The following is a 24,470-nucleotide window of genomic DNA, read 5'->3' as shown; positions in this document are numbered from 1 at the left end:
AAGTCCCCGAAGAACCCGGATTCCGAAGACCCCCGCCCCCGAAGAGCCCGAAGATCCTGAAGGCCCTGAAGACCCCGAAGAGCTCGAAGATCCTGAAGAGCTTGGAGATCCGAAGGGCCGGTCGCCCGGCGACGCTCCCCTGCGGGTGTGCGGCGATTGCGGTCGAGCCGCGGGCAGAGCGTGGCAAGGACGGGGCGAAATCCGTGGCCGAAGTGGCCTGCGTAACAAGGGAGATGCGCGGTAAGGGACGGGGAAGGGGATCGGGAGAAGCAGGGAGAAGCGGGGAGAATCGGGGGAGGAGCAGGGGGAAAAGCGGCGGGTGAAGAGGCGTCGGAGGCCCGGCGAAGTGACGGGGGAAGCCCTGAGGGGAAGTCGCTCCGGAGGTCCGTAAGGTAACCGGCGGGGAACAGATTGCCGGGCGGCTCCCCAAGCGTGCCGTACGCACGGTAAATTTCAGGCCATGCCACGTGGACGTCATCGTCATTCCCCGCCCCTCCACAGAATCCTTCCGCCTTCGGTGGTCGCCGGAGTGTCGATCGTCTGCGCGGGCAGCGCCTGGCTGCTCGCGCAGCCGCTGGTCCTGCGCGGTCTCGTCACCGTCACGGCCGTGGCGGCGATCACCGGTGCGTATCTGATGCGCAGTTGGGATCAGGCCGCCGGACGCCGGGTGGCCGAACTGGAGCACGCACGGGCGAGCGACGAGTGGAAGGCCGACGAGCGCCTGGCCGAGCTGGAGTCCGAGCTGGAGGAGTCGCGCGAGCTGCGCGTCCGGCTGGAGACGAAGCTCCGCCGCAAGCGGGTGGAGCTGGCCGGACTGCGTGGCGAGCACGCCGCCCTGCTGCGCAGGTACGCCACCGCGGAGACCGAGCGGGCCAGCGCGCTGGAAGGCCGCAGGCAGCTCGCGCTCGAAGCGGCCGCCGAGCCCCCGGAGCTGCCGGTGACGAGCGGTGCTCCGACCCCCGGCGCGTATCTGCGCGCGGCCCAGGCGCTTCAGGACCTCACGCGCAACGGGGTGCTCCAGGAGGCGCTTCGCGTCGCCGAGCAGGCCAGGAAGCGCGACCGCGCCGAGCAGGCCCGGGAACGGAAGGCCGGCGACCGGGCTCCGGAGCGTGCGGCCGCAGAGCAGGCCGGGGAGCGGAAGGCCGACAAGCGGGCTCCGGAGCGCGGGGCCGGCGATCAGGGCCGGGAGCGGAAGGCGAGCGAGCGGGTTCCGGACCGGAAGGCCGGGGACCAAAGCCGGGAGCCGAAGGCCGACGACCGGGCTCGGGAGCCGAAGTCCGGCGAGCAGGCTCCGGAGCGGGGGGCCGACGAGCCGAAGGGGAAGCACGCGGCGGGCGCCGGACCGGTCGAGGAGCAGCACCACCGTCCGCCGTCCGCCCTCACCCCCGCGCTGCCGGTCGCACCGGCCCTGGCGGCGCTGCCCGCCCGCCGTGCCTCGGCCGTCGTCCCCTACTCGACCGCCCGTCGTCACTCGGTGCCCCAGGGCAGCTTCGACTTCTTCGGTACGCAGAAGGCGAACGCCGTGATCGAGGCGGTCCAGAACGAGGACCTGGCCGACGTGGTGGGCGAGGAGGCCCTGGCAGCGCACCGGACGGGCGCGACCGTGGATCACGTGGTGGGCAAGGTCATCGATCTGACGGCGCACGACGAGACGGAGCCGCTGGACGTCGTGGAGCTGCGGCGCAGCGCGATCTCCTGACACCGGCTGCGAACACCGGCGTGACACCGGCCACGAGTCCGGCGTGGTCCGGCGTGCTCCCGGCGTGATTCCGGGCCATGACGGCGGCGTGACACCGGCCAGGCCACGACCCCGGCGTTTCCGGGGTGATCCGGAGGGGTTCCGCCGTACGGAGCCGACGGGGCCGACGGGGCCGACGGGGCGCATCGAGTCCCGTCCGGTCTGCTCGGGGCCACCCGATCCGTCATCCCGGGAGCGGCCTTCGCCGGGCGGAGTCCGCGAGTCGGGCGGCGAACTCTTCGACGAGGCCGCGCAGCTCCTCCGGCCGCTCGATGACGAACGGCCGGTCCAGCGAGGCGAGCACGGCAGGCAGCCAGTCGAGCCGGTCCACGCGCAGCTCGACGCGGGACCAGCTTTCGGTCTCCGGACCGGTGCCGCCCGAGGGCGGCAGCTCCCGCACGAGCGCGATGCCGGCGGGAAGCCGGGTGCGGATCTGCTCGGCCGTCCCCCGGACCCGTAGAAGCACCTCATGCCGGTACGGAGCGGTGGCGAGCCCGGACAGGACGCGCTCCGCCGGATCGAGCGCGGCGGGCGGCTCGAACGAGCCGGGCAGGATCGCCGCGCCCGTGATGCGGTCCAGCCGGAAGGTGCGGTCCTCGCCGATCGCGGGATCGGCCCCCGTCACGTACCACCTGCCCGAGTGGGCGACGAGGCCGTACGGGTGCAGTGTGCGTTCGCTGCGCCGGCCGTCGGCCGCTGTGTACCGGATCGAGACCGGCCGGTGGTGGCGCACCGCGTCGGCCACCGAGAGCAGGACATCGCTGTCCGGGGCGGCAGACCTTCCGGGCGGAGCCGTGAAGGCGAGGGATTCGAGCACGGCGTCGAGCCTGCGCCCCAGCCGTTCCGGCAGCACCCGCCGCACCTTGGCCGCCGCTGTCTCGCTCGCCGTGCCCGTGGCCGTCATCAAGCCCGCTCGCTGCCCCGCGACCAGGCCGAGCAGCACGGCCAGCGCCTCGTCGTCGCTCAGCATGAGCGGCGGCATGCGGTAACCGGAGGTGAGCCGGTAGCCGCCGTAACGGCCGCGCACCGATTCGACGGGCACACCGAGGTCGATGAGGTGGCCGACGTAACGCCGCACGGTGCGTTCGTCGACGCCGAGCCGATCGGCGAGTTCGGGCACGGACCGGACGCCTCCCGACTGAAGGAACTCCAGCAGGGTGAGCACGCGAGCGACGGGACGGGTCATGTCCGGAAGTCTCCCTCGTATACCGGGCGGATTCTGTCCGGTAACCGTCGTAGCGTGCGGACAGAAGCACCGATCGACCTACCAGGAGAGAACCATGAACTTCGTATCGATCCGCGTCATCACGGACGACGTCGCCCGCCTCGTCGACTTCTACGAGCGCGCCACCGGAGTGCGGGCGAGCTGGTCCACCGAGGACTTCGCCGAGCTGAGGACCGCGTCGGCCACACTCGCGATCGCCGGTACGCGCACCGTCCCGCTGTTCGCGCCCGGCTCGGCGCGCCCGGCCGACAACCGAAGCGTCATCCTCGAATTCCTCGTCGACGACGTGGACGCCGTGCACCGGAACCTGACCGGGTTCGTCGAGGACTTCGTCAACGAACCCACCACGATGCCCTGGGGGAACCGCGCGCTCCTGTTCCGTGACCCCGACGGCAACCTCGTCAACTTCTTCACGCCCGTCACACCGGCCGCCGTCGAGAAGTTCGCTCGGTGAGTCCGGTGAGTCCGGTGAGTCCGGTGAGTCCGGTGAGTCCGGTGAGTCCGGTGAGGACGGCGCGGGCGGCGCCCGGCTCCGGCTACTTGTCGATGTCGCCGACCACGAAGAACAGCGACCCGAGGATCGACACCATGTCCGCGACCAGCGTGCCCGGCAGCAGTTCGGTGAGTGCCTGGATGTTGTTGAACGACGCCGAGCGGAGCTTCAGCCGGTACGGGGTCTTCTCGCCCTTGGACACCAGGTAGTAGCCGTTGATGCCGAGGGGGTTCTCGGTCCAGGCGTAGGTGTGGCCCTCCGGGGCCTTCAACACCTTCGGCAGCCGCTGGTTGATCGGCCCGGGGGCCAGCTCGGCCATCCGGTCCAGACAGGCGTCCGCCAGGTCCAGGGCGTTGTACGTCTGCTCCAGCAGGCATTCGAAGCGGGCCAGGCAGTCCCCCTCGGTGCGGGTGACGACCTTGAGGGTGTCCTGAAGCTCCCCGTACGCGAGATACGGCTCGTCGCGCCGCAGATCGAAGTCGACCCCGGAGGCGCGGGCGATCGGCCCCGACACCCCGTACGCGTGCACCGCGTCGGCGGAGAGCACGCCGACGCCCCGGGTGCGGCCCCGGAAGATCTCGTTGCCGAGCACCAGCCGGTCGTACACGTCCATCCGGGACCGGACCGAGGCCACCGCCTCGCGGGCCCGCCCGAGCCAGCCGGCCGGCAGGTCCTCCTTGAGGCCGCCGACCCGGTTGAACATGTAGTGCATCCGGCCGCCGGAGACCTCCTCCATCACGGCCTGAAGCTCCTCGCGCTCCCGGAAGGCGTAGAACACCGGGGTGATCCCGCCCAGTTCGAGCGGGTACGAACCGAGGAACATCAGGTGGTTCAGCACCCGGTTCAGCTCGGCGAGAAGTGTCCGCGTCCAGACCGCGCGTTCCGGCACCTCCATGCCGAGCATCCGCTCGACGGCCATCACGACGCCCAGCTCGTTGGAGAACGCCGACAGCCAGTCGTGGCGGTTGGCGAGCATCACGATCTGCCGGTAGTCGCGGGCCTCGAACAGCTTCTCGGCGCCGCGGTGCATGTAACCGATGACGGGCTCGGCCTGCTGGATGCGCTCGCCGTCGATGACGAGCCGCAACCGGAGCACGCCGTGCGTGGAGGGGTGCTGCGGCCCGATGTTGAGCACCATGTCGGTGCTTTCCGCCGCGCCGCCGATGCCGACTGTCGTCTCCGTCATGCGAGCCAGTATCCCCCGGCTGTGTTCCCCGCGGTCCGGCCCCCCGCCCCGCTCCCGGCCGCCGGAACCCGCTGGAGCAGCCAGGTGAAGTCGCCCAGCCCACCGCGCGCCGTCAGCTCCGCCGCCTCGCCCGCGGCGGAGAGCGCCCGCAGATAACCGGCCGGATCGCTGGACGCCAGCGCCAGCGGCGGGCGGCGCCCGTCGACCCCGAGCCGCCGCAGCGCCTCCCGCTGGTCCAGCAGCTCGGGCGGTACGGAGGACGCCCCGCCGTCCCCGCGCGACGCGGCGTGGGCCGCCGCCGCGCAGGCGTCGAGCGCCACGTGCGAGGTGAGGTCGCACTCGCCGTCCGGTACGGGCCGCACCTCGCGCCCCTCCCGGAACCCGGTCAGCGTCCCGAACGGCGGGCGCCCGCCCCGTACATGCGCGTAGTCGACCGCGACCGCGAGCCCCGCGTCGAGCGTGCCGACGGCGGCGGTCCACGCCTCGTCGCGCGGGCGGCCGATCTCGGCGCGTTCGCCGGGCTCCTCCAGTGGCCACCACCGGTCCAGCCACTGCGCGTCCGGGCCGGTCACCGGAGCCGCGAGCCGTTCGGCCCCGTCCGCCGTGCGGACCTGGACGTACCGGGGGACGCCGTCCGGGTCGGCCTCCGCGACCGGGGTCGGTACGTTGTCGAGCCATTCGTTGGCGAACAGCAGCCCGGTCGTCCCGCGCGGCGGTTCGGCGCACCACTCGATCCGGGGGTCGAGACCGGGCGGGCGGGCGGCCCGTTCCACCGCGTACGCCCGAACGGCCGGCCCCGCGCCGCCGGTTCCGCTTCCGGGCAGTGCCGCGATCACTCCGGGCAGTGCCGCGAGCACCCCGGTCAGCAGCTCTCCGCGTCCGGCGCCGATGTCCACCAGATCGACGGACTCGGTGCCGAGTTCCCGCGCGGTGCCGACCAGCAGCCGGGCGACGGCGGCGGCGAACAGCGGAGACGCGTGAACAGAGGTACGGAAGTGGCCTGCGGGGCCTTCGGGACGCCGATAGAAACCGCCGACGGGGGCGGGGCGGTCCGGGCGGTCGGCGCGGTGGAAACGGTCCGGACGGTCCGAGGGGTCCGAGTGATCCGCACGGCCCGGGTAGCCCGGCATGGAATCCGGCGCCTCCCCGATTCCGCTTTCCCCGTGCCCGTGGCCTCCGCTTCCCCCGTAGCCGTACAGCGCGGTCTCGGCCGCCTCCTGCCACCCACGCCACTCATCCGTCATGGGACCAAGTCTCCACCTTGGGGAGTACGGTCCCAGGGCCTGGATCGGCCCTTCGGCTGACTCCCGCACCGATCAGCTGTCCCTACGCTGGGTCACGTGCAGCGCCTCTACGATTTTCTCCGCAGACACCCGACGGGCGTCGACACCTTCTGGGCCGTCGTCCTGCTCGGGGTGTCCGGCGTGAGCCTCGTGGCGGAGCCTGCCGGCTCGGTGACGCAGAACGTCTTCTCCGTCCCCGTCGTCATCGGCCTCTGTCTGGTCGTCGCGCTGCGCAGGCGGGCACCGGAGAGGATGCTGGTGCTGACCGCCGCCATCGGCGTCGCCCAACTGGTCCTGGGGGTGCCCAGCGGTGTCGCCGACTTCGCGATGCTGGTGATCGTCTACACCGTGGCGGCCGTCGGGGCGCGCTGGGCCTCCCGGTTCGCGCTGGTCGCGTCGTTGAGCGCGGCCACGCTCGCCGGCCTGAGATGGCCGGACGACACGACGGAGAACTGGCTCCAGACGACGTTCGTGACGGTCATGCTGACCGTCCCCTTCGTGCTCGCCTGGGTGCTCGGCGACTCCGTGCGGACCAGGCGGGCCTACTTCGCCCAGCTGGAGGAGCGCGCGGCCCGGCTGGAGCGGGAGCGGGAGGCGCAGTCGAAGGTCGCGGTGGCCGCCGAGCGCGCCAGGATCGCCCGCGAACTCCATGACGTCGTCGCCCACAACGTCTCGGTGATGGTGGTCCAGGCGGACGGCGCGGCCTATGTGATGGACACGGCGCCCGATCAGGCCAGGCAGGCCCTGGAGACGATTTCCGGGACCGGCCGGCAGGCGCTCGCCGAGATGCGTCGGCTGCTCGGGGTGCTGCGGACCGGCGACGCCCCGGAGAGCGGGGAGTACGTGCCGCAGCCGGACGTCGGACAGATCGAGGACCTGGTCGAACAGGTCAGGCAGACCGGCCTGGTGGTGAGCTTCACGATCGAGGGCACCCCCCGCCCGCTGCCGAGCGGGGTCGAGCTGACCGCGTACCGCATCGTGCAGGAGGCCCTGACCAACACCCGCAAGCACGGCGGCCCGGAGGCCGGGGCCAGCGTGCGCCTCGTCTACTTCGACGACGGTCTCGGGCTGCTCGTCGAGGACGACGGCCGGGGCGCGGCGCACGAGTTGTACGAGGACGGCGGCGCCGACGGCGCGGGCCACGGCCTGATCGGGATGCGGGAGCGGGTCGGCATGGTCGGCGGCACGCTGGACACCGGACCCCGGCCGGGTGGCGGCTTCCGGATCAGCGCGCTGCTGCCGCTGAAGTCGGCGCACTGAGGCGCGTGCACGGCGTGCACCGGACCGCGTACCGAGGACCGCGTACCGAGGACCGCGTACCGAGGACGGCGTACCGAGGCGGCCTGTGCGGCCACCGGTCGCGGAGGCCGTGTGGGCCGTGTGGGCCGTGGGGCGGCCTGTGGAGGCACACTGGGCGGGGACGGGTTCCCCCGGGCTCCCGGCATCACCGATCATCATCCGACAGCGCAAGGAACACAGGAGACAGGACCCTTCATGGCGATCCGCGTGATGCTCGTCGACGACCAGATGCTGTTGCGTACCGGCTTCCGGATGGTGCTCGCCGCCCAGCCGGACATGGAGGTCGTCGCCGAGGCGGGGGACGGCGCGGAGGCGATCGAGGTCCTGCGGTCCACGGCGGTCGACGTGGTGCTGATGGACGTACGGATGCCGAGGCTGGACGGGGTGGAGGCCACCCGCCGCATCTGCGCGGCGCCGGACGCGCCGAGGGTGCTCATCCTGACCACGTTCGACCTGGACGAGTACGCGTTCTCCGGGCTGAAGGCGGGGGCCAGCGGCTTCATGCTCAAGGACGTGCCGCCCGCCGAACTGCTCGCCGCGATCCGCTCCGTGCACAGCGGTGACGCGGTCGTCGCGCCGTCCACCACACGTCGGCTGCTCGACCGCTTCTCGCCGATGCTGCCGAGCGGCAGGGACCGACCGCCCGAGCACGTCGACAAGCTGACCGACCGTGAGCGCGAGGTGATGCTGCTGGTGGCGCAGGGCCTGTCCAACGGCGAGATCGCGGCTCGGCTGGTGCTGTCGGAGGCGACGGTGAAGACCCATGTGGGCCGCATCCTGACCAAGCTGCGACTGCGCGACCGGGTGCAGGTCGTCGTCCTCGCGTACGAGTCGGGCCTGGTCAGGGCGGGCGGCGGCGCGGGCTGACGCCGGACCGAGGACGGGGTGGTGTGACGGGACACGACGGCGGGACGGGCTGACGGTGGGCGACGCGATCTGGATCAACGGGCCGTTCGGCGGCGGGAAGACACAGACGGCGCACGAACTGCGGCGGCGCCTGCCCGGCAGCGTGATCTGCGACCCGGAGCACGTCGGTTTCGGACTGCACCGGATGCTGCCCGCCGGGCTGCGCGGTGACTTCCAGGACCTGGCCGCCTGGCGCCACGGGGTACGGGAAGTGCTGGACCTCGCGCTACGCGGGCACCCCGGCACGGTGATCGTGCCGATGACCCTGGTCGGACCGGGCCACTTCGCGGAGATCATCGGCGGGCTGCGGGGCGACGGCCACACCGTGCACCACTTCGCGCTGCTCGCGGACCGGGCGACGGTGCTGCGCCGGCTGACCGAACGCGGCCTGGGGACCGGCCTGAAGCGGGAGAGCTTCGCCGTACGACGGCTCGACCACTGTCTGGAGCGGCTGGCGGCGCCGGAGTTCGCGGAGCACATCCGTACCGACCGGCTGCCGGTGCCGCGCGTGGCGGACCGGATCGCCGCGTCGGCGGGGCTCGGACTCGTACCGAACACGGACGGCCCGCTGCGGCACCGGCTGCGCCGCACATGGACCGGGATCAGACACATCCGCCTCGACTGAGCCCGGACCCGGGCGGCGGCGTGCCCGCACGCGGTGTGCGGTCACGCGGCTCACCCGCCCGTGGGCGGGCAGGCACCTCACCGGAGCACTCCCTCCAGGAAGTCGCTGCCGATCCGCGCCACGGCCGTCAGGTCCAGCTGGTGCAGGACGTACCGGCCGCGCCGCCGTGTCGTGACCAGACCGGCCTTCTTCAGGACCGCCAGGTGCCGGGACACCTCGGGGGCGGTGATGCTGTGCGAGTCGGCGAGTTCTCCGGTGGTGTACGGGGAACGGGCGAGGTTGCGGCACAGACGCATCCGCATCGGGTGGGCCAGCGCCTCCATCCGCAGCTGGAGCTGTTCCACGGAGGCGGGGGGCGGCAGATCGGGGCGGTGCACGGGGTAGTGGATCACCGGCCGCCAGTCCGGGGCGTGCAGCACCATCAGATGCGGCCAGCCGAACGTGGACGGAATGAGCGTGACCCCCTCGCGGACACCCGGGGCGGTCGCGGTGGTCCGGCCCTCGGTCAGCTTGTCGACCATGATCGTCCGTGCGTCCTCGTCGATCGACAGCGCGGAGGAGACCGCCCGCAGCGCCTCGTCGAGCCCCTTGTGCCGCAGCACCTCCGTCTTGTGCCGGGCGTCGGCGGTCAGCTGGAGCTGGACGCGCTGCCAGGTGTCCGCGAAGAACGCCTGGTCGCAGTCCTCGAAGAGACGCCGAACCCAGCGGCGTACCGAAGCGGGGTCGTCCAGCAGCCGCTCGCTGAACTCCAGCTGCACGGCCCCACGGGCGGCGGCGAGGTCGAGCGCGCGGGCGCGCGTCACCGGGTCGACGAGCGGGGACGGCGCTCCGTTCCCGTAGAGGCTGGCGCAGGTGAACTCCAGGGCGGCGGCGACGAACCGCTCGTCGTCCAGCCGGTCGAGGATGTCCAGGTCCTCCGCGAGGGTGGCCCCGGTTCTGCCGTCGCCGCCGTGGATTCCGGCGAACGGCATGAACACGTCGGAGAAGGTGTTCCGCCACAGGAACTCCGCCTCGTGCATCCGGTCGGCCAGCTCCGGTTCCAGCGCGGCGGCGGTGGCGGTGGCCCAGCTGTTCAGGCCCGGGTGGTGCCCCGGCTCGGCGAGCGCGTGCAGGGCCAGCCCCAGCTCGGCGAGGGGCGAGGTCTCGAAGACGATGTGCTCGGGGGACAGATCCGCGATGTCGATGTTCACGCTCACCCCTCCATGGTGCGGGGTACGCGGAGGCGTTCCGCGCCATTTGACGGGGCTCGTCAATCCACGGGCGGGGCGCGGCACCCCGGCCCACGCTGGGGCCATGGACGCCATTCAGCAGCAGATGCTCGACACCTACCGCGCGACCCGGCTCGGCGAAGTTCCGCCGCCGCTGCCCGGCCGGCACGACTGGGAAGCGGTACGGGACGCCCGTGACCACCTCCGCCGGGGGGCGGCGCCCGCGCGCCGGCCAGGAGGCGGAAAGCTGCGCAGGGCCGTGAACCGGCTCCTCGGGCGCCGGGGCGCGCCGGGGTGAAGGGGTACGGGGAGAGCCGTCGCCCCGTACGTCGCACCAGGTCTCACCCCGGCCGTGACGCCAGTGTCACCCCGGCCGTGACGCCAGTAGCGCCCGGCTGCCACCTCAGCCGTCACACCAGTTTCACCTGGCCGTGAACGCCAGTTCCGCTCCGGCCGTCACCTCGGCCGTGACGTCAGTTCCGCCCCGGCCGTCACACGAGCCGCTTCGCGAACTCCGACACCGCCGCTCGTACGTCCCGCGCGGTCCACTCCAGCCCGGCCTCCGCCACCGTCACCTCGGTGAACGACACACCGGGCGGACCCGTGGCCGCCGGATACCACCTCCGGAAGAGGGCCACGCCGGTCTCCTCGGCCTGGCGCACCGACGCCTCGTCCAGCACGTCCGTCCCGTACGGCAGCCACACCCGGAACTGATGCGTGTGCGGCGGCTCCGGGTGCACCCGGGCCCAGGGCACCGCCGAATCGGTGAAGCCCTCGGCGAGCGCCCCCGCCACCACCTTCGCCCGTGCCACGTACGACGCCAGCCGTGGCAGCTCGCGCGCCAGACCGAGCAGCGCCGAGACCGCCGCCGGGTACTGCTGGAAGAGTTTGCCGCCGTACCGGTGCCGCCAGGTCCTCGCCTCCTCGACCAGCGACTCGGGCCCGGCGAGCGCTGCCCCGGAGAGCCCGCCCAGCGTCTTGTAGAAGGACACGTACACACTGTCCGCGAGCGCCGCGATCTCCGGCAGCCCACGCCCGAAGTGGGGCGCGCACTCCCAGATGCGCGCGCCGTCGAAGTGCACCACCGCGTCCCGCTCGCGGGCCGCCGCCACGACGGCCGTCAGCTCCGACCACTCCGGCAGTACGAAACCGGCGTCACGCAGCGGCAGCTCCAGCATCAGCGTGCCGAACGGTTCGGCGAAGCCGCGTACCTCCTCCGCCGTGGGCAGCCGGGGCTCGGACGTCGGATGGACCGTGCGCAGCCCGCTCAGCGCGCCGAACGCGCCGCGCTCGTGCACCTCCGGGTGGGCGAGCGGGTGCAGGGCCACCGTCGGATCGCCGGTACGTCCCGCCCAGCACCTCAGCGCGACCTGCTGTGCCATCGTCCCGGTCGGGAAGAACGCCGCTGCCTCCGTGCCCAGCAGCTCCGCGACGCGTTCCTCCAGCTCGGCGACGACACCGTCGCCGTAGATGTCGGCGGGCAGGTCGAGATCGGTGACCGTACCGGCGCTCGCGGCCAGCTCGGCGAGCTGTTCACCGAGTGTCCGGTCGGGGGAGGGACGGGCCAGTATGCGATCGGCCCGGCGCCAGGCGGTGATCCGGCGCAGCCGCCCGTCGTCCTCCGGACCGGTCCCGCTCTCCGTCCCGCTCTCCGTCCCGTTCCCTGCCCCGGTCCCTGGCTCGTTCCCCGTCCCGCCGACCGCTCCGGCCGTCGTTCCGGTTGCCGTCCGGCTTGCCGCCCCGGCCGTCCTGTCCGTGTCTGCCATGGCACGATCATCACGCAGACGGCCGTCCCCGCCCACCGGCTTTCCGTCCCCGCCCCACCGCTTTCCGGACGTGACGGGCACTGCCGTCGCGTTGCCCACAGGCTGTGGACAGTCAGGGGGTGGCGCGAAACGCTGGCGTAGCATGCAGATGAATCGTCCGGTACCCGCCGCGGACTGGAACGGAAGGCCATCGCCGCGTGAACACATACGCACCCAAGGAACCCCTCGACGCGAGGGACCGCCCCGCCCGCCTCACGGTCGGTGTCGTCGGCGCGGGCCGCGTCGGCCCCGCGCTCGCCGCGTCCCTCCAGCTCGCCGGACACCGCCCGGTCGCCGTGTCGGGAGTCTCCGACGCGTCCGTGCGCCGGGCCGCCGCGCTCCTCCCCGACGTACCTCTGGTGTCGCCCGCCGAAGTCCTCGCGCGCGCCGACCTGGTGCTGCTCACGGTCCCCGACGACGCCCTGCCCGGTCTGGTCGAGGGGCTGGCCGAGACCGGCGCGATCCGGCCGGGACAGCTCCTCGTCCACACCTCGGGGCGGTACGGGACCGGGGTCCTCGACCCCGCTCGGCGGGCCGGCGCCCTGCCGCTCGCGCTGCACCCGGCGATGACCTTCACCGGGACGTCCGTCGACGTCCAGCGTCTGGCGGGCTGTTCGTTCGGCGTCACCGCGCCCGAGGAGCTGCGCCTCGCCGCCGAGGCCCTGGTCATCGAGATGGGCGGGGAGGCCGAGTGGATCGCGGAGGAGTCCCGTCCGCTCTACCACGCGGCGCTCGCTCTCGGCGCGAACCACCTGGTCACGCTGGTCGCCCAGGCCATGGAGCTGCTGCGTACGGCCGGGGTCACCGCCCCGGACCGGATGCTCGGCCCGCTTCTCGGCGCCGCGCTCGACAACGCCCTGCGCTCCGGTGACGCCGCGCTGACCGGACCCGTCGCCCGGGGTGACGCGGGCACGGTCGCCGCCCACATCGCCGAGCTGCGTGTCCACGCCCCGCGGTCCGTGGCCGGATACCTCGCGATGGCCCGCACCACCGCCGACCGGGCGCTCGCCCACGGGATGCTCAAGCCGGAGCTGGCGGAAGACCTGCTGGACGTGCTCGCGGACAGCGCGGGCGGTACGGGAGCTACGGGCGGTACGAGAGCTACGAGGGGTACGAGCGATACGAGGGGTACGAGCGATACGGAAAGCGGCGGCCCGACCGACCCGGCCGCCCGCCCGATCGACCGCCCGACCGGGCGGCCCCGCGACACCGACGCCACCCCCGGCGCCTCCGGTGACACCGACCCCACCCCCGGCGCCTCCGACGACACCGACGCCACCCCCGGCGCCTCCGGTGACACCGACCCCACCCCCGGCGCCTCCGCCCCTGACACCGACACCGACTCCGGAACGGAGAACGGCCGATGACCACCGCCCCCGTCACCGCCCCCGCCACCCTGCTCCGTACCGCCGCCGAGCTGGACGCGCTCCGTCCCCCGGCCGGTGCGCGCCGGGCCGTCGTCATGACGATGGGCGCCCTGCACGAGGGCCACGCCACCCTGATCCGTACCGCTCGCGCCGCCGCGGGCCCGGACGGTCAGGTCGTCGTCACCGTCTTCGTCAACCCGCTCCAGTTCGGCGCGGGCGAAGACCTCGACCGCTACCCGCGCACGCTCGACGCCGACCTCGTCGTCGCGGGCGCGGCCGGCGCGGACGTCGTCCTCGCACCCTCCGTGGACGAGGTCTACCCGGGCGGTGAGCCCCAGGTCAGGATCGCGGCGGGCCCCATGGGCGAACGGCTGGAGGGCGCGTCGCGCCCCGGCCACTTCGACGGGATGCTCACCGTCGTCGCCAAGCTGCTGCACCTCACCCGTCCCGACACCGCGTTCTTCGGGCAGAAGGACGCCCAGCAGCTGGCGCTGATCCGCCGCATGGCCCGTGACCTCGACTTCCCGGTGGAGATCGCCGGGGTGGAGACGGTCCGCGAACCGGACGGCCTGGCGCTCTCCAGCCGCAACCGCTTCCTCTCCGCCGAGGAGCGCCGCACCGCGCTCGCGCTGTCCCGGGCCCTGTTCGCGGCCCGCGACCTGCTCACGGCACCGGACGACCCCCGTACCTCCCGCGTTCCCCGTACCCCGGCGGCCGTACGGGCCGCCGCGCGCCGGGTGCTCGACGAAGCGTCCGCCGGTTCGCCGCCGCTCGCGCTGGACCACCTGGCCCTGGTGGACCCGGCGGACTTCACCGAGATCCCCGACGAGGGCCCGGAGACCCCCGACGGGCGGACCCGTCGTGACGCCGTCCTGGTCGTCGCCGCCCGGGTGGGCGCCACCCGACTCATCGACAACATCCCACTGACCTTCGGAGCCTCGTCGTGACCGGTATACGGCTGACCGCACCCGCCCCCGGCTGGGCCATCGACGCGGACGTGGTGGTGGTCGGTTCCGGCGTCGCCGGTCTGACCACAGCACTGCGCTGCGCGGCGGCCGGACTCGCCACCGTCGTCGTCACGAAGGCACGTCTCGACGACGGTTCGACGCGCTGGGCGCAGGGCGGTGTCGCGGCGGCCCTCGGCGACGGCGACACCCCCGAGCAGCACCTCGAAGACACCCTGGTCGCGGGGGCCGGCCTGTGCGACGAGACGGCGGTGCGGGCACTGGTCACCGGGGGTCCCGACGCCGTCCGGCGCCTCATCGAGACCGGCGCCCACTTCGACACCACGGACACCGGGGACATCGCCCTCGCCCGCGAGGGCGGCCATCACCGCCGTCGCATCGCGCACGCGGGCGGTGACGCGACGGGCGCGGAGATCTCCCGGGCCCTGGTCGAAGCGGTCCGTTCGGCCGCTCTGCACACCGTGGAGAACGCGCTGGTCCTGGACCTGCTGACGGACGCCGAAGGCCGTACGGCGGGTGTCACCCTGCACGTCATGGGCGAGGGGCAGCACGACGGGGTCGGCGCGGTCCACGCCCCCGCGGTCGTCCTGGCGACCGGCGGCATGGGCCAGGTCTTCTCCGCGACCACCAACCCGCCGGTCTCCACCGGGGACGGCGTCGCCCTCGCCCTGCGGGCCGGCGCGGAGGTCTCCGACCTCGAATTCGTCCAGTTCCACCCGACGGTGCTCTTCCTCGGCGCGGACGCCGAGGGCCAGCAGCCGCTGGTCTCCGAGGCGGTACGGGGGGAGGGGGCCCATCTCGTCGACGCCTCCGGCACCCGCTTCATGCTCGGACAGCACGAGCTGGCGGAGCTGGCGCCGCGCGACATCGTCGCGAAGGCCATCACCCGGCAGATGCGGCTGCACGGCACCGAGCACATGTACCTCGACGCCCGCCACTTCGGCACCGAGATGTGGGAACAGCGCTTCCCCACCATCCTGGCGGCCTGCCGGGCGCACGGCATCGACCCGGTGACCGGGGCCATCCCGATCGCCCCGGCCGCCCACTACGCCTCGGGCGGCATCCGCACCGACCTCCGGGGCCGCACCACGGTCCCGGGTCTGTACGCCTGCGGGGAGGTGGCCTGCACGGGTGTGCACGGGGCGAACCGGCTGGCGTCGAACTCCCTCCTGGAGGGTCTGGTCTTCGCCGAGCGCATCGCGGCGGACATCGCCGACGACCGCCCCCGCCCGACCCGTCCGGTGGACCCGGCCCAGGACCCCACCGGGCCCGCGCCCACCCCGCTGCTCGCTCCCGAGGCGCGGCGGACGATCCAGCGGATCATGACCACGGGAGCCGGGGTCCTGCGTTCCTCCGGGAGCCTCGCCGTCGCCGCCGGCGAACTGGACGCCCTCCAGCGCGGCGCCGCGCTCGACGCGGAGGCCGACGAGCCGAAGGTCGCGGTGCCCGGCGTCGAGGCGTGGGAGGTCACCAACCTGCTGCTGGTCTCGCGCGTCCTGGTCGCCGCGGCCCGCGCCCGCGAGGAGACCCGGGGCTGCCACTGGCGCGAGGACCGGCCCGACCGGGACGACACCGAATGGCGCCGCCATCTGGTGGTACGGCTCACGCCCGACCGGCAGTTGGTGGTACGCCGTACGGAGACCGCCGAGTTCCCACCCGTACGCCCCGAGAACCGCTAGTGCCACTCCGTGCGGGCCCCGCCGGTCCCGTACCGGTGCCACTCCGGGCGGCCCTCGCGCCGGTCCTGGTACCGGCGCCGCCTCCCGGCACCCGCCGACGGCGGACGTCGGTGCCACACAGCCCGCCACCATCCGACACCGCAACCACCCGTCCACCCGTCACCGCAACCACCCGTCACCGCCACACCCGCCGTCCCCCATCCCGTCCGCCCGTCCCCGTCCCACCCACACCCCACCGATGTCCTGAGGAGCCGTAACCGTGAGCACGCCCGAAGAGAATCCGCGCCCCACGCCCGTGGACGTACCGCTGATCCAGATCGGCGTGCCCGCCTCGTCCGCGGGCGGCTGCGGTGACGGCTGCGGCTGCGGCGGGGAGGACGGCTACGGGCCGGACGACCTGGAGTGCGGTCTCGACCCCGCCCTCGCCCAGCTCCTCGCCGACGCCGGACTGGACCCCGTCCAGGTCGAGGACATCGCGCACGTCGCCATCGAGGAGGACCTGGACGGCGGTGTGGACGTCACGACCGTCGCCACCGTCCCCGAGGACGCCGTCGCCACCGGCGACTTCACCGCCCGTGAGGCGGGCGTGGTGGCCGGACTGCGCGTCGCCGAGGCCGTCCTGTCCATCGTCTGCACGGACACGTTCGAGGTCGAGCGGCATGTCGAGGACGGCGAGCGCGTCGCCCCCGGCCAGAAGCTGCTGACCGTCACCACCCGCACCCGCGACCTGCTGACCGGCGAGCGCGGCGCACTCAACCTGCTCTGCCGCCTCTCCGGCATCGCGACCGCCACCCGCGCCTGGGCCGACGTGCTCGACGGTACGAAGGCCGAGGTCCGCGACACCCGCAAGACCACCCCGGGACTGCGCGCGCTGGAGAAGTACGCGGTGCGCTGCGGCGGTGGCGTCAACCACCGGATGTCGCTCACCGACGCCGCGCTGGTGAAGGACAACCACGTCATCGCGGCGGGCGGTGTCGCCGAGGCGTTCCAGCGGGTCCGCGACGCGTTCCCCGAGCTGCCGGTCGAGGTCGAGGTCGACACCATGCAGCAGGTCCGTGAGGTCCTGGACGCGGGTGCGGACCTGATCCTGCTCGACAACTTCACCCCCACCGAGACGGCGGAGGCAGTCGCACTCGTCGGCGGCCGGGCCGTCCTGGAGTCCTCGGGCCGGCTCACCCTCGCCACCGCCCGTGCCTACGCCGATGCGGGCGTCGACTACCTCGCGGTGGGCGCCCTCACCCACTCCTCGCCGATCCTCGACATCGGCCTGGACTTCCGGGACACGGCCCCCGACGCGACGACCGACTCGACCACCGGCACGGACTCCGACGCGATCCCCGGCGGGGCGACCGCCTGATGCTGCTCACCATCGACGTCGGAAACACCCACACCGTCCTCGGCCTGTTCGACGGCGAGGAGATCGTCGAGCACTGGCGGATCTCCACCGACGCCCGCCGCACCGCCGACGAGCTGGCCGTGCTGCTGCACGGCCTGATGGGCACGCACCCGCTGCTGGGCGAGGAGCTGGGCGACGGCATCGACGGCATCGCCATCTGCTCCACCGTCCCGGCGGTGCTGCACGAGCTGCGCGAGGTGACCCGCCGCTACTACGGCGACGTCCCGGCCGTCCTCGTCGAACCGGGCATCAAGACGGGCGTCCCGATCCTCATGGACAACCCGAAGGAGGTCGGCGCGGACCGCATCATCAACGCGGTCGCCGCCGTCGAGCTGTACGGGGGTCCGGCCATCGTCGTCGACTTCGGCACCGCCACCACCTTCGACGCGGTCAGCGCCCGGGGCGAGTACACCGGCGGGGTCATCGCCCCCGGCATCGAGATCTCGGTCGAGGCGCTGGGCGTCAAGGGGGCGCAGCTCCGCAAGATCGAGCTGGCCCGGCCGCGCAGCGTGATCGGCAAGAACACCGTCGAGGCCATGCAGTCGGGCATCATCTACGGCTTCGCCGGACAGGTCGACGGGGTCGTGGCACGCATGAAGAAGGAACTGGCCGCCGTCCCCGAGGACGTCACCGTCATCGCCACGGGGGGCCTCGCGCCGATGGTCCTGGGCGAGTCCTCCGTCATCGACGAGCACGAGCCCTGGCTGACGCTCATCGGACTGCGCCTGGTGTACGAGCGGAACCTGGCCCGGATGTGACCGTCCGCGCCGGGCGTGGTACGCGCCCCGGGCACTCCTGGCGGCACCGGCCCCGCCCGCCCGGGACCGTCCGGGGCGCGTCGAAGGCCAACTAAGCGGATTTTGTCCATTTAGCACGTATTGTCGCGCTATGCCCACGCCCTACGGATCACGCGGTGGCATGGCGTTCGGTGCGGACGAGCTGCGTGTGCTCCGTCGCGCCCTCGCCATCGCCCTCCACCCCACGCCCCTGCCCGACGAGGACGTCCGGGACTGCCTGCGGCTCGCCGGCGCCGTGGACGAAGTGGTCGCCGAGGCGGGCCGGCTGCGCGCGTTCCTCCTCGCCGACCTCGCCCGCTACCGCGACGCCCTCCCCGGAGCCGTCAGCGGCTATCTGGAACTCCTCCAGGACGCCCTGGCGGCCGGCTACGACCCCGGACCCGACGACCTCGCGGCACTGCGCGCCCTGCGCCACCGGCCGGTCGCCGCCGCCCTGCTCGAACACTGCCAGGCGCTCGCGGAGCGCGCGGTGCGTGCCCGGCTCGCCGGACGCGCGGTCACCGTGGCCGTACCCGCCCCCACCCGGCGCGGCCGGCTGCTCGCGCTCACCGGTGGCCGTTCGGCCGCCGGTCCGGAGCGGCCCAAGGAGCCCACGACCCCCGCGGCCCCCGCCCGCCCCCACCCGTCCGAGCGCCCCGCGCCCAAGCCCTCCGAGGTCTTTCCGCCACGCCGCAGGCCGGTCCCCCCACCGGAACAACGCGCCGCCGGATAGCCAAGGGCCGTCCCGCGATCCCTGGTGGGCGTGCGACGACGGCTACGGCACCTCGCGGCGTTGTCGGAACGTCCCCGTGCGTCCAGTACGCGGACGTCCCTCCGCCTGGCGATGCACCGCATCCGACGCCGCACGCTGATCCACCACGGACTGCGGACAGCCCTTACTCTGGACTCATGGACTACGTATCCGCGCTCGTGCCCCCCGTCGTGATGGCGGCCTTCTTCATCGCTCTCGTCGTGACGATAGTGAAGAGCCAGGGCGGCCCCAACAAGGCCAAGGAGGACGCCGCCGTGGACGCGGCGATCCTCCGGTCCGAGGCGTCGGTGCCGACCCCCCGGACCGACGGGGTCTGACCCGCCGGGCGGCGCGACCCGCCCCGTACACCGAGAAGGGCGTACGGCTCCCTCCGAGGAGCCGTACGCCCTTTTGCCGTATGAATAAACGGTCATTCGGGACATCTGGCACTAAGGTGGCGCTGTGCCCCGCCAATTGGGAGAGCTGGAAGACGCCGTCATGACCCGCGTCTGGCAATGGAACCGCCCGGTCACCGTGCGGGAAGTCCTGGAGGACCTTCAACAGGAACGCTCCATCGCCTACACCACCGTCATGACGGTAATGGACAATCTCCATCAGAAGGGCTGGGTCCGCAGGGAAGTCGAAGGCCGGGCCTATCGATATACGGCGGTCTCCACCCGTGCCGCGTACGCGGCCGCACTGATGAACGAAGCCTGGTCCCGCAGTGACAACCCGGCGGCCGCCCTCGTCGCCTTCTTCGGCATGATGTCCGCCGAACAGCGGGAAGCCCTCCAGGACGCCATGCGGGTCGTGCAGCCGGCGTTGACCCAAGGTGCCGCACCCACCGAGCCCGCTACGCCCATCGCCCCGAAGAGTGATGAGCCCGCCGATGACGTCACGGCCGATGATCCGGGTACCCGGACAGGTACTGACACGAGTGATGAGACGGTCGATGACGCGTTCGCGGAGGACGGGCGATAGCGTCGGCGCATGTCCTCAGAGCTACCGCATACCGATTTCCATACCGAACCGTCGGTTAATAACGTGACCGTCACTGTCCGACGGGCCAGGACGAGCGATGTCCCATCGGTACGCCGTCTCCTCGACGGCTACGTACAGGAAGGCATCCTGCTCGACAAAGCGACCGTGACGCTTTACGAGGACATCCAGGAGTTCTGGGTGGCGGAACGCGACGAGGACGCCGGGGTCATCGGCTGCGGGGCACTGCACGTGATGTGGGAAGACCTCGCCGAAGTGCGCACTCTTGCCGTCGACCCCGGGATCAAGGGCTCCGGAGTGGGCCATCACGTGCTCGACAAGTTGCTGCGGACCGCGCGGTGGCTCGGTGTGCGCCGGGTTTTCTGTCTCACCTTCGAAGTCGACTTCTTCGCGAAGCACGGGTTCGTCGAGATCGGAGAGACACCGGTCGACGGAGATGTCTACAGTGAGCTGCTGCGTTCCTATGACGAGGGCGTCGCGGAGTTCCTGGGTCTCGAACGGGTGAAGCCGAACACCTTGGGCAACAGCCGGATGCTTCTGCACCTGTGATCGCCGGAGAGTCCTATGTCCGAATCGCGCACGTTTCCCGCGTTCTCGCGCTCCTGAACCTCTCCCAGGGGTTTGTGTTTTCCGGGGAAAAGCGGTTTCCTTTCCGCGTACTACATTTTCGATGAAAGGAAATCCCGGTGGCACAGAAGGTTCAGGTCCTTCTTGTCGATGACCTCGACGGTGTCGAGGCGGACGAGACGGTGACGTTCGCTCTCGACGGCAAGACCTACGAGATCGACCTCACCACGAGCAACGCGGACAAGCTCCGTGGTCTTCTTGAGCCCTACACCAAGGGTGGCCGACGCACCGGGGGTCGCGCCGCGACCGGCCGCGGCAAGGGCCGCGCCGTTCCCGGTGGGAACAAGGACACCGCCGAGATCCGTAAGTGGGCGCGCGAGAACGGTCACAACGTGAATGACCGCGGTCGCGTTCCCGCCGAGATCCGCGAGGCTTACGAGAAGGCCAACGGCTGATCCGTCGGCCGATCGGCCGGCAGTTGGTTTTTGGTGCGCGTCAACCGGACCCGGTGGCATTCCGCCGCCGCCGCGTCCACCAGCCGTACGAAATCGGGAGCAGTACCACGCCTGCTCCCGAGGGCGGCGAGGGCCGGGAGCGTCGGCTCCACGTCCCGCCGCGGCTCGGGGGGTCGCAGCCATCCGGCGGCCCCCGGCGAGCCCGCCGCCCGTCCCGGCGGCGGCGGAGCGGTGATCCGGCCGCCCGCACCCGTCGCCGTCAGATCGAGGGCGATCCCGCCCCACTCCAGCCAGTCGAGCAGCCCCGGCAGCTCGTCGGCGCTCCCCGCGGCCACCCACAGCCGCACGCGTCCGCCCGCCACCGCCACCGGCCCGGTGCGGCCCACCCGCCGCAGCACGGCCCGGCCGACGGCGTCGGGCAGCGTCAGGACGTCGAAGCGAAGCCCGGTCGGCAGCCACACGCGGGCGCCTCGGTGAGTCCGGCCGGGAAAGTCGGCGGGAGAGTCGGCGGGAGTCCCGCCGGACGAGCCCGCGGCAGAGCCGATCACGGCGCTCCACCCCAGTTCCTCCTCGTACCACCGCGCCCAGGCGTCGGCCACGGCGCGGGTGACGGTCGGGACGGACACGGACGGGACGGACACGGACGGGACGGTCATCAGGGACGCTGTGCCGGCGCCGCCGTCGAGCGGTGACCGGGGAGGCGGAACGGTGAGTGCCATGTGCGGGCAACCGCCGAACGGCGCGCGGGGTTACGGCCCGCCGGATCACTCGGAGTTCATGATCGAATACGTTCGGTGTCCGTGATGGGGGCGTACGGATGCATTCGGGAGTACGAGGATGTTCGCCCGTAGCGGAGGGAACCCACGTGCCCCGCATGGACTGTCTGTAGTTGCGGGTATGACATTCCTGGTGGGAAGGGGCGACACGCAGGCCGGAACGTCTCACGTTCGCCATCGGCGTACTGGCGAAAGAGCTATCTGTCTGGCCTGCGGGAACATCGTCTCGCACCATCGGGTTGGAGCAGTTGTCGGCGTTCGGGGCAGGAGGCCATCGACGGGTGTCGGCAGTTGAAATGAGCGGTCCCCGCTTGCGGGACTAAGCTGCGGAAGGACAGGGAGGGGACCGACCCCTTACTGCCTGACCGCTCTGAGGAGCGATTAACGATGTTCGAGAGGTTCACCGACCGCGCGCGGCGGGTTGTCGTCCTGGCTCAGGAAGAAGCCCGGATGCTCAACCACAACTACATCGGCACCGAGCACATCCTCCTGGGCCTTATCCACGAGGGTGAGGGTGTCGCCGCTAAGGCCCTGGAGAGCCTCGGGATTTCGCTCGAGGCGGTCCGCCAGCAGGTGGAGGAGATCATCGGTCAGGGCCAGCAGGCCCCGTCCGGCCACATCCCCTTCACTCCCCGTGCCAAGAAGGTCCTGGAGCTCTCGCTCCGCGAGGCCCTTCAGCTCGGTCACAACTACATCGGCACCGAGCACATCCTGCTCGGCCTGATCCGCGAGGGCGAGGGCGTCGCCGCCCAGGTCCTCGTGAAGCTGGGCGCCGACCTGAACCGGGTGCGGCAGCAGGTCATCCAGCTGCTCTCCGGCTACTCGGGAGGCAAGGAGGCGGCCACCGCGGGCGGCCCCGCCGAGGGCACGCCCTCGACCTCCCTGGTCCTGGACCAGTTCGGCCGCAACCTCACCCAGGCGGCCCGCGAATCCAAGCTCGACCCGGTCATCGGGCGCGAGAAGGAGATCGAGCGGGTCATGCAGGTGCTGTCCCGCCGCACCAAGAACAACCCGGTCCTCATCGGCGAGCCCGGCGTCGGCAAGACGGCGGTCGTCGAGGGCCTGGCGCAGGCCATCGTCAAGGGCGAGGTGCCCGAGACCCTCAAGGACAAGCACCTCTACACCCTGGACCTCGGCGCGCTGGTCGCCGGCTCCCGCTACCGCGGTGACTTCGAGGAGCGCCTGAAGAAGGTCCTCAAGGAGATCCGCACCCGCGGCGACATCATCCTGTTCATCGACGAGCTGCACACGCTCGTCGGCGCGGGCGCCGCCGAGGGCGCGATCGACGCCGCCAGCATCCTCAAGCCGATGCTGGCCCGTGGCGAGCTCCAGACCATCGGTGCCACCACGCTCGACGAGTACCGCAAGCACCTGGAGAAGGACGCCGCGCTGGAGCGCCGCTTCCAGCCGATCCAGGTCGCCGAACCGTCGCTGCCGCACACCATCGAGATCCTGAAGGGTCTCCGCGACCGTTACGAGGCCCACCACCGGGTCTCCATCACGGACGAGGCGCTGGTGCAGGCCGCCACCCTGGCCGACCGGTACATCTCGGACCGCTTCCTGCCGGACAAGGCGATCGACCTGATCGACGAGGCCGGTTCCCGGATGCGCATCCGCCGGATGACCGCGCCGCCGGACCTCCGCGAGTTCGACGAGAAGATCGCGACCGTCCGCCGCGACAAGGAGTCGGCCATCGACTCCCAGGACTTCGAGAAGGCGGCCTCTCTCCGCGACAAGGAGAAGCAGCTGCTGGCGGCGAAGGCCAAGCGGGAGAAGGAGTGGAAGGCCGGCGACATGGACGTCGTCGCCGAGGTCGACGGCGAGCTGATCGCCGAGGTCCTGGCCACGGCCACCGGCATCCCGGTCTTCAAGCTCACCGAGGAGGAGTCCTCGCGGCTGCTCCGCATGGAGGACGAGCTCCACAAGCGCGTCATCGGCCAGAAGGACGCCATCAAGGCCCTTTCGCAGGCGATCCGTCGCACGCGGGCCGGTCTCAAGGACCCGAAGCGCCCCGGTGGTTCGTTCATCTTCGCCGGCCCGTCCGGTGTCGGTAAGACGGAGCTCTCCAAGACGCTCGCCGAATTCCTCTTCGGCGACGAGGACGCGCTGATCTCCCTCGACATGTCGGAGTTCAGCGAGAAGCACACGGTTTCCCGTCTCTTCGGTTCTCCCCCCGGTTACGTGGGTTACGAAGAAGGCGGCCAGCTCACCGAGAAGGTGCGCCGGAAGCCGTTCTCCGTCGTCCTCTTCGACGAGGTCGAGAAGGCCCACCCCGATATCTTCAACTCCCTGCTCCAGATCCTGGAGGACGGTCGTCTGACCGACTCCCAGGGCCGGGTCGTGGACTTCAAGAACACGGTCATCATCATGACGACCAACCTCGGGACCCGGGACATCTCCAAGGGCTTCAATCTGGGCTTCGCCGCCCAGGGCGACGTCAAGACCAACTACGAGCGGATGAAGGTCAAGGTCAACGAGGAGCTGAAGCAGCACTTCCGCCCCGAGTTCCTGAACCGCGTCGACGACACCGTCGTCTTCCACCAGCTCACCGAGGAAGACATCATCCAGATCGTCGACCTCATGGTCGACAAGGTGGACGAGCGTCTGAAGGACCGCGACATGGGTCTGGAGCTCAGCCCGAGCGCCAAGTCCCTGCTCGCGAAGAAGGGCTACGACCCCGTGATGGGCGCCCGGCCGCTGCGCCGGACGATCCAGCGCGAGATCGAGGACATCCTCTCCGAGAAGATCCTCTTCGGGGAGCTGCGCGCCGGTCACATCGTGGTCGTCGGCACCGAGGGCGAGGGTGACGAGAAGAAGTTCACCTTCCGCGGCGAGGAGAAGTCCCCGCTGCCCGACGTCCCGCCGATCGAGCAGGCGGCGGGCGGCGCCGGCCCGAACATGACGAAGGAAGCGTAAGGACGCCTTGAGCGCCTGAGCGTGACGAAGGGGCTGCCCCGGACCGGATTCCCGG

General features: G+C 71.9%; 23 protein-coding genes. 17 read left to right on the top strand and 6 right to left on the bottom strand.

Annotated elements, in window-relative coordinates; genetic code table 11:
* Positions 1-460: 460 nt before the first annotated feature.
* Positions 461-1,699 carry a hypothetical protein gene (locus PZB75_RS12715; protein WP_275535414.1) on the top strand — a complete coding sequence of 413 codons (1,239 nt, stop codon included), beginning with the start codon at positions 461-463 and terminating at the stop codon, positions 1,697-1,699.
* Positions 1,700-1,922: 223 nt separating this feature from the next.
* Here the strand turns inward: PZB75_RS12715 and PZB75_RS12710 are convergent, their stop codons facing one another.
* Entirely contained in the window at positions 1,923-2,924 is a 1,002-nt protein-coding gene (locus PZB75_RS12710; RefSeq protein WP_275535413.1) for a YafY family protein, read from the bottom strand.
* 94 nt (positions 2,925-3,018) lie between these two features.
* Between PZB75_RS12710 and PZB75_RS12705 the strand changes: the two genes are divergently transcribed.
* A complete protein-coding gene (locus tag PZB75_RS12705; protein ID WP_275535412.1) occupies positions 3,019-3,417 on the top strand; it encodes a VOC family protein in 399 nt (132 codons plus the stop codon).
* A gap of 82 nt (positions 3,418-3,499) precedes the next feature.
* Here PZB75_RS12705 and PZB75_RS12700 read toward each other — a convergent pair whose 3' ends face one another.
* Together PZB75_RS12700 and PZB75_RS12695 are read right to left on the bottom strand one after the other, a co-directional pair.
* A complete protein-coding gene (locus PZB75_RS12700; RefSeq protein ID WP_275535411.1) occupies positions 3,500-4,642 on the bottom strand; it encodes an NADH-quinone oxidoreductase subunit D in 1,143 nt (380 codons plus the stop codon).
* Positions 4,639-5,886, bottom strand: a complete 1,248-nt coding sequence (locus tag PZB75_RS12695) for an SAM-dependent methyltransferase (protein ID WP_275535410.1) — start codon at positions 5,884-5,886, stop codon at positions 4,639-4,641. Before PZB75_RS12695 ends, PZB75_RS12700 begins: the two co-directional genes overlap by 4 nt.
* A 96-nt stretch (positions 5,887-5,982) precedes the next feature.
* On the opposite strand from PZB75_RS12695, the gene PZB75_RS12690 reads away from it, so the two are divergent.
* From PZB75_RS12690 to PZB75_RS12680, 3 genes are all read left to right on the top strand, one after another.
* The gene (locus PZB75_RS12690; RefSeq protein WP_275535409.1) at positions 5,983-7,185 is read left to right on the top strand and encodes a sensor histidine kinase; all 1,203 of its coding nucleotides are present in this window, start codon (positions 5,983-5,985) and stop codon (positions 7,183-7,185) included.
* A 234-nt stretch (positions 7,186-7,419) separates the two neighbouring features.
* On the top strand, positions 7,420-8,091 hold the full coding sequence (locus PZB75_RS12685) for a response regulator transcription factor (RefSeq protein WP_275535408.1): 672 nt from the start codon (positions 7,420-7,422) through the stop codon (positions 8,089-8,091).
* Between the two features lie 55 nt (positions 8,092-8,146).
* Positions 8,147-8,755 (top strand): AAA family ATPase, encoded by a 609-nt coding sequence (locus PZB75_RS12680; RefSeq protein ID WP_275535407.1) that lies wholly within the window; start codon positions 8,147-8,149, stop codon positions 8,753-8,755.
* Positions 8,756-8,832: 77 nt separating this feature from the next.
* Here PZB75_RS12680 and PZB75_RS12675 read toward each other — a convergent pair whose 3' ends face one another.
* On the bottom strand, positions 8,833-9,945 hold the full coding sequence (locus PZB75_RS12675) for a DUF5937 family protein (RefSeq protein ID WP_275538684.1): 1,113 nt from the start codon (positions 9,943-9,945) through the stop codon (positions 8,833-8,835).
* Between the two features lie 103 nt (positions 9,946-10,048).
* Between PZB75_RS12675 and PZB75_RS12670 the strand changes: the two genes are divergently transcribed.
* Positions 10,049-10,261, top strand: coding sequence for a hypothetical protein (locus tag PZB75_RS12670; protein WP_275535406.1), 213 nt, complete (start codon positions 10,049-10,051; stop codon positions 10,259-10,261).
* A gap of 193 nt (positions 10,262-10,454) precedes the next feature.
* Here PZB75_RS12670 and PZB75_RS12665 read toward each other — a convergent pair whose 3' ends face one another.
* Complete coding sequence (locus PZB75_RS12665; RefSeq protein ID WP_275535405.1) at positions 10,455-11,729, bottom strand: beta-eliminating lyase-related protein; 1,275 nt, start codon at positions 11,727-11,729, stop codon at positions 10,455-10,457.
* Positions 11,730-11,926: 197 nt separating this feature from the next.
* On the opposite strand from PZB75_RS12665, the gene PZB75_RS12660 reads away from it, so the two are divergent.
* The 10 genes from PZB75_RS12660 (at position 11,927) to PZB75_RS12615 (ending at position 20,723) form a co-directional block, all read left to right on the top strand.
* The gene (locus PZB75_RS12660; RefSeq protein ID WP_275535404.1) at positions 11,927-13,135 is read left to right on the top strand and encodes a DUF2520 domain-containing protein; all 1,209 of its coding nucleotides are present in this window, start codon (positions 11,927-11,929) and stop codon (positions 13,133-13,135) included.
* Positions 13,132-14,082 (top strand): pantoate--beta-alanine ligase, encoded by a 951-nt coding sequence (panC, locus tag PZB75_RS12655; RefSeq protein WP_275535403.1) that lies wholly within the window; start codon positions 13,132-13,134, stop codon positions 14,080-14,082. Before PZB75_RS12660 ends, panC begins: the two co-directional genes overlap by 4 nt.
* Positions 14,079-15,779, top strand: a complete 1,701-nt coding sequence (locus PZB75_RS12650; protein WP_275535402.1) for an L-aspartate oxidase — start codon at positions 14,079-14,081, stop codon at positions 15,777-15,779. Before panC ends, PZB75_RS12650 begins: the two co-directional genes overlap by 4 nt.
* Positions 15,780-16,038: 259 nt before the next feature.
* Positions 16,039-17,136 (top strand): carboxylating nicotinate-nucleotide diphosphorylase, encoded by a 1,098-nt coding sequence (gene nadC / locus PZB75_RS12645; protein ID WP_275535401.1) that lies wholly within the window; start codon positions 16,039-16,041, stop codon positions 17,134-17,136.
* Positions 17,136-17,933 carry a type III pantothenate kinase gene (locus PZB75_RS12640; protein WP_275535400.1) on the top strand — a complete coding sequence of 266 codons (798 nt, stop codon included), beginning with the start codon at positions 17,136-17,138 and terminating at the stop codon, positions 17,931-17,933. Before nadC ends, PZB75_RS12640 begins: the two co-directional genes overlap by 1 nt.
* A gap of 160 nt (positions 17,934-18,093) precedes the next feature.
* The gene (locus tag PZB75_RS12635) at positions 18,094-18,684 is read left to right on the top strand and encodes a hypothetical protein (RefSeq protein ID WP_275538683.1); all 591 of its coding nucleotides are present in this window, start codon (positions 18,094-18,096) and stop codon (positions 18,682-18,684) included.
* Between the two features lie 176 nt (positions 18,685-18,860).
* Complete coding sequence (locus tag PZB75_RS12630) at positions 18,861-19,040, top strand: hypothetical protein (RefSeq protein ID WP_275535399.1); 180 nt, start codon at positions 18,861-18,863, stop codon at positions 19,038-19,040.
* A 124-nt stretch (positions 19,041-19,164) separates the two neighbouring features.
* Complete coding sequence (locus PZB75_RS12625; protein WP_275535398.1) at positions 19,165-19,683, top strand: BlaI/MecI/CopY family transcriptional regulator; 519 nt, start codon at positions 19,165-19,167, stop codon at positions 19,681-19,683.
* 9 nt (positions 19,684-19,692) lie between these two features.
* On the top strand, positions 19,693-20,250 hold the full coding sequence (locus PZB75_RS12620) for an amino-acid N-acetyltransferase (protein WP_275535397.1): 558 nt from the start codon (positions 19,693-19,695) through the stop codon (positions 20,248-20,250).
* A gap of 137 nt (positions 20,251-20,387) precedes the next feature.
* A complete protein-coding gene (locus tag PZB75_RS12615; RefSeq protein ID WP_275535396.1) occupies positions 20,388-20,723 on the top strand; it encodes an Lsr2 family protein in 336 nt (111 codons plus the stop codon).
* Here PZB75_RS12615 and PZB75_RS12610 read toward each other — a convergent pair.
* Positions 20,702-21,442 carry an SCO3374 family protein gene (locus PZB75_RS12610; protein ID WP_275535395.1) on the bottom strand — a complete coding sequence of 247 codons (741 nt, stop codon included), beginning with the start codon at positions 21,440-21,442 and terminating at the stop codon, positions 20,702-20,704. The two genes, PZB75_RS12615 and PZB75_RS12610, sit on opposite strands and share 22 nt — an antisense overlap.
* Before the next feature lie 444 nt (positions 21,443-21,886).
* On the opposite strand from PZB75_RS12610, the gene PZB75_RS12605 reads away from it, so the two are divergent.
* Positions 21,887-24,415, top strand: a complete 2,529-nt coding sequence (locus PZB75_RS12605; protein WP_275535394.1) for an ATP-dependent Clp protease ATP-binding subunit — start codon at positions 21,887-21,889, stop codon at positions 24,413-24,415.
* Positions 24,416-24,470 lie beyond the last annotated feature (55 nt).

Origin of the sequence: Streptomyces sp. AM 4-1-1 (genome assembly GCF_029167625.1) — a bacterium.
Classification (GTDB): domain Bacteria; phylum Actinomycetota; class Actinomycetes; order Streptomycetales; family Streptomycetaceae; genus Streptomyces.
This window is presented reverse-complemented; position numbering and strand designations above follow the sequence as displayed.

Excerpts from the sequence above, each read along its gene's own strand:
- PZB75_RS12715 (WP_275535414.1), top strand. The coding sequence starts at position 461 with ATGCCACGTGGACGTCATCGTCATTCCCCGCCCCTCCACAGAATCCTT.
- PZB75_RS12710 (WP_275535413.1), bottom strand. The coding sequence starts at position 2,924 with ATGACCCGTCCCGTCGCTCGCGTGCTCACCCTGCTGGAGTTCCTTCAG.
- PZB75_RS12705 (WP_275535412.1), top strand. The coding sequence starts at position 3,019 with ATGAACTTCGTATCGATCCGCGTCATCACGGACGACGTCGCCCGCCTC.
- PZB75_RS12700 (WP_275535411.1), bottom strand. The coding sequence starts at position 4,642 with ATGACGGAGACGACAGTCGGCATCGGCGGCGCGGCGGAAAGCACCGAC.
- PZB75_RS12695 (WP_275535410.1), bottom strand. The coding sequence starts at position 5,886 with ATGACGGATGAGTGGCGTGGGTGGCAGGAGGCGGCCGAGACCGCGCTG.
- PZB75_RS12685 (WP_275535408.1), top strand. The coding sequence starts at position 7,420 with ATGGCGATCCGCGTGATGCTCGTCGACGACCAGATGCTGTTGCGTACC.
- PZB75_RS12670 (WP_275535406.1), top strand. The coding sequence starts at position 10,049 with ATGGACGCCATTCAGCAGCAGATGCTCGACACCTACCGCGCGACCCGG.
- PZB75_RS12665 (WP_275535405.1), bottom strand. The coding sequence starts at position 11,729 with ATGGCAGACACGGACAGGACGGCCGGGGCGGCAAGCCGGACGGCAACC.
- panC (WP_275535403.1), top strand. The coding sequence starts at position 13,132 with ATGACCACCGCCCCCGTCACCGCCCCCGCCACCCTGCTCCGTACCGCC.
- PZB75_RS12640 (WP_275535400.1), top strand. The coding sequence starts at position 17,136 with ATGCTGCTCACCATCGACGTCGGAAACACCCACACCGTCCTCGGCCTG.
- PZB75_RS12635 (WP_275538683.1), top strand. The coding sequence starts at position 18,094 with ATGGCGTTCGGTGCGGACGAGCTGCGTGTGCTCCGTCGCGCCCTCGCC.
- PZB75_RS12630 (WP_275535399.1), top strand. The coding sequence starts at position 18,861 with ATGGACTACGTATCCGCGCTCGTGCCCCCCGTCGTGATGGCGGCCTTC.
- PZB75_RS12620 (WP_275535397.1), top strand. The coding sequence starts at position 19,693 with ATGTCCTCAGAGCTACCGCATACCGATTTCCATACCGAACCGTCGGTT.
- PZB75_RS12610 (WP_275535395.1), bottom strand. The coding sequence starts at position 21,442 with ATGGCACTCACCGTTCCGCCTCCCCGGTCACCGCTCGACGGCGGCGCC.
- PZB75_RS12605 (WP_275535394.1), top strand. The coding sequence starts at position 21,887 with ATGTTCGAGAGGTTCACCGACCGCGCGCGGCGGGTTGTCGTCCTGGCT.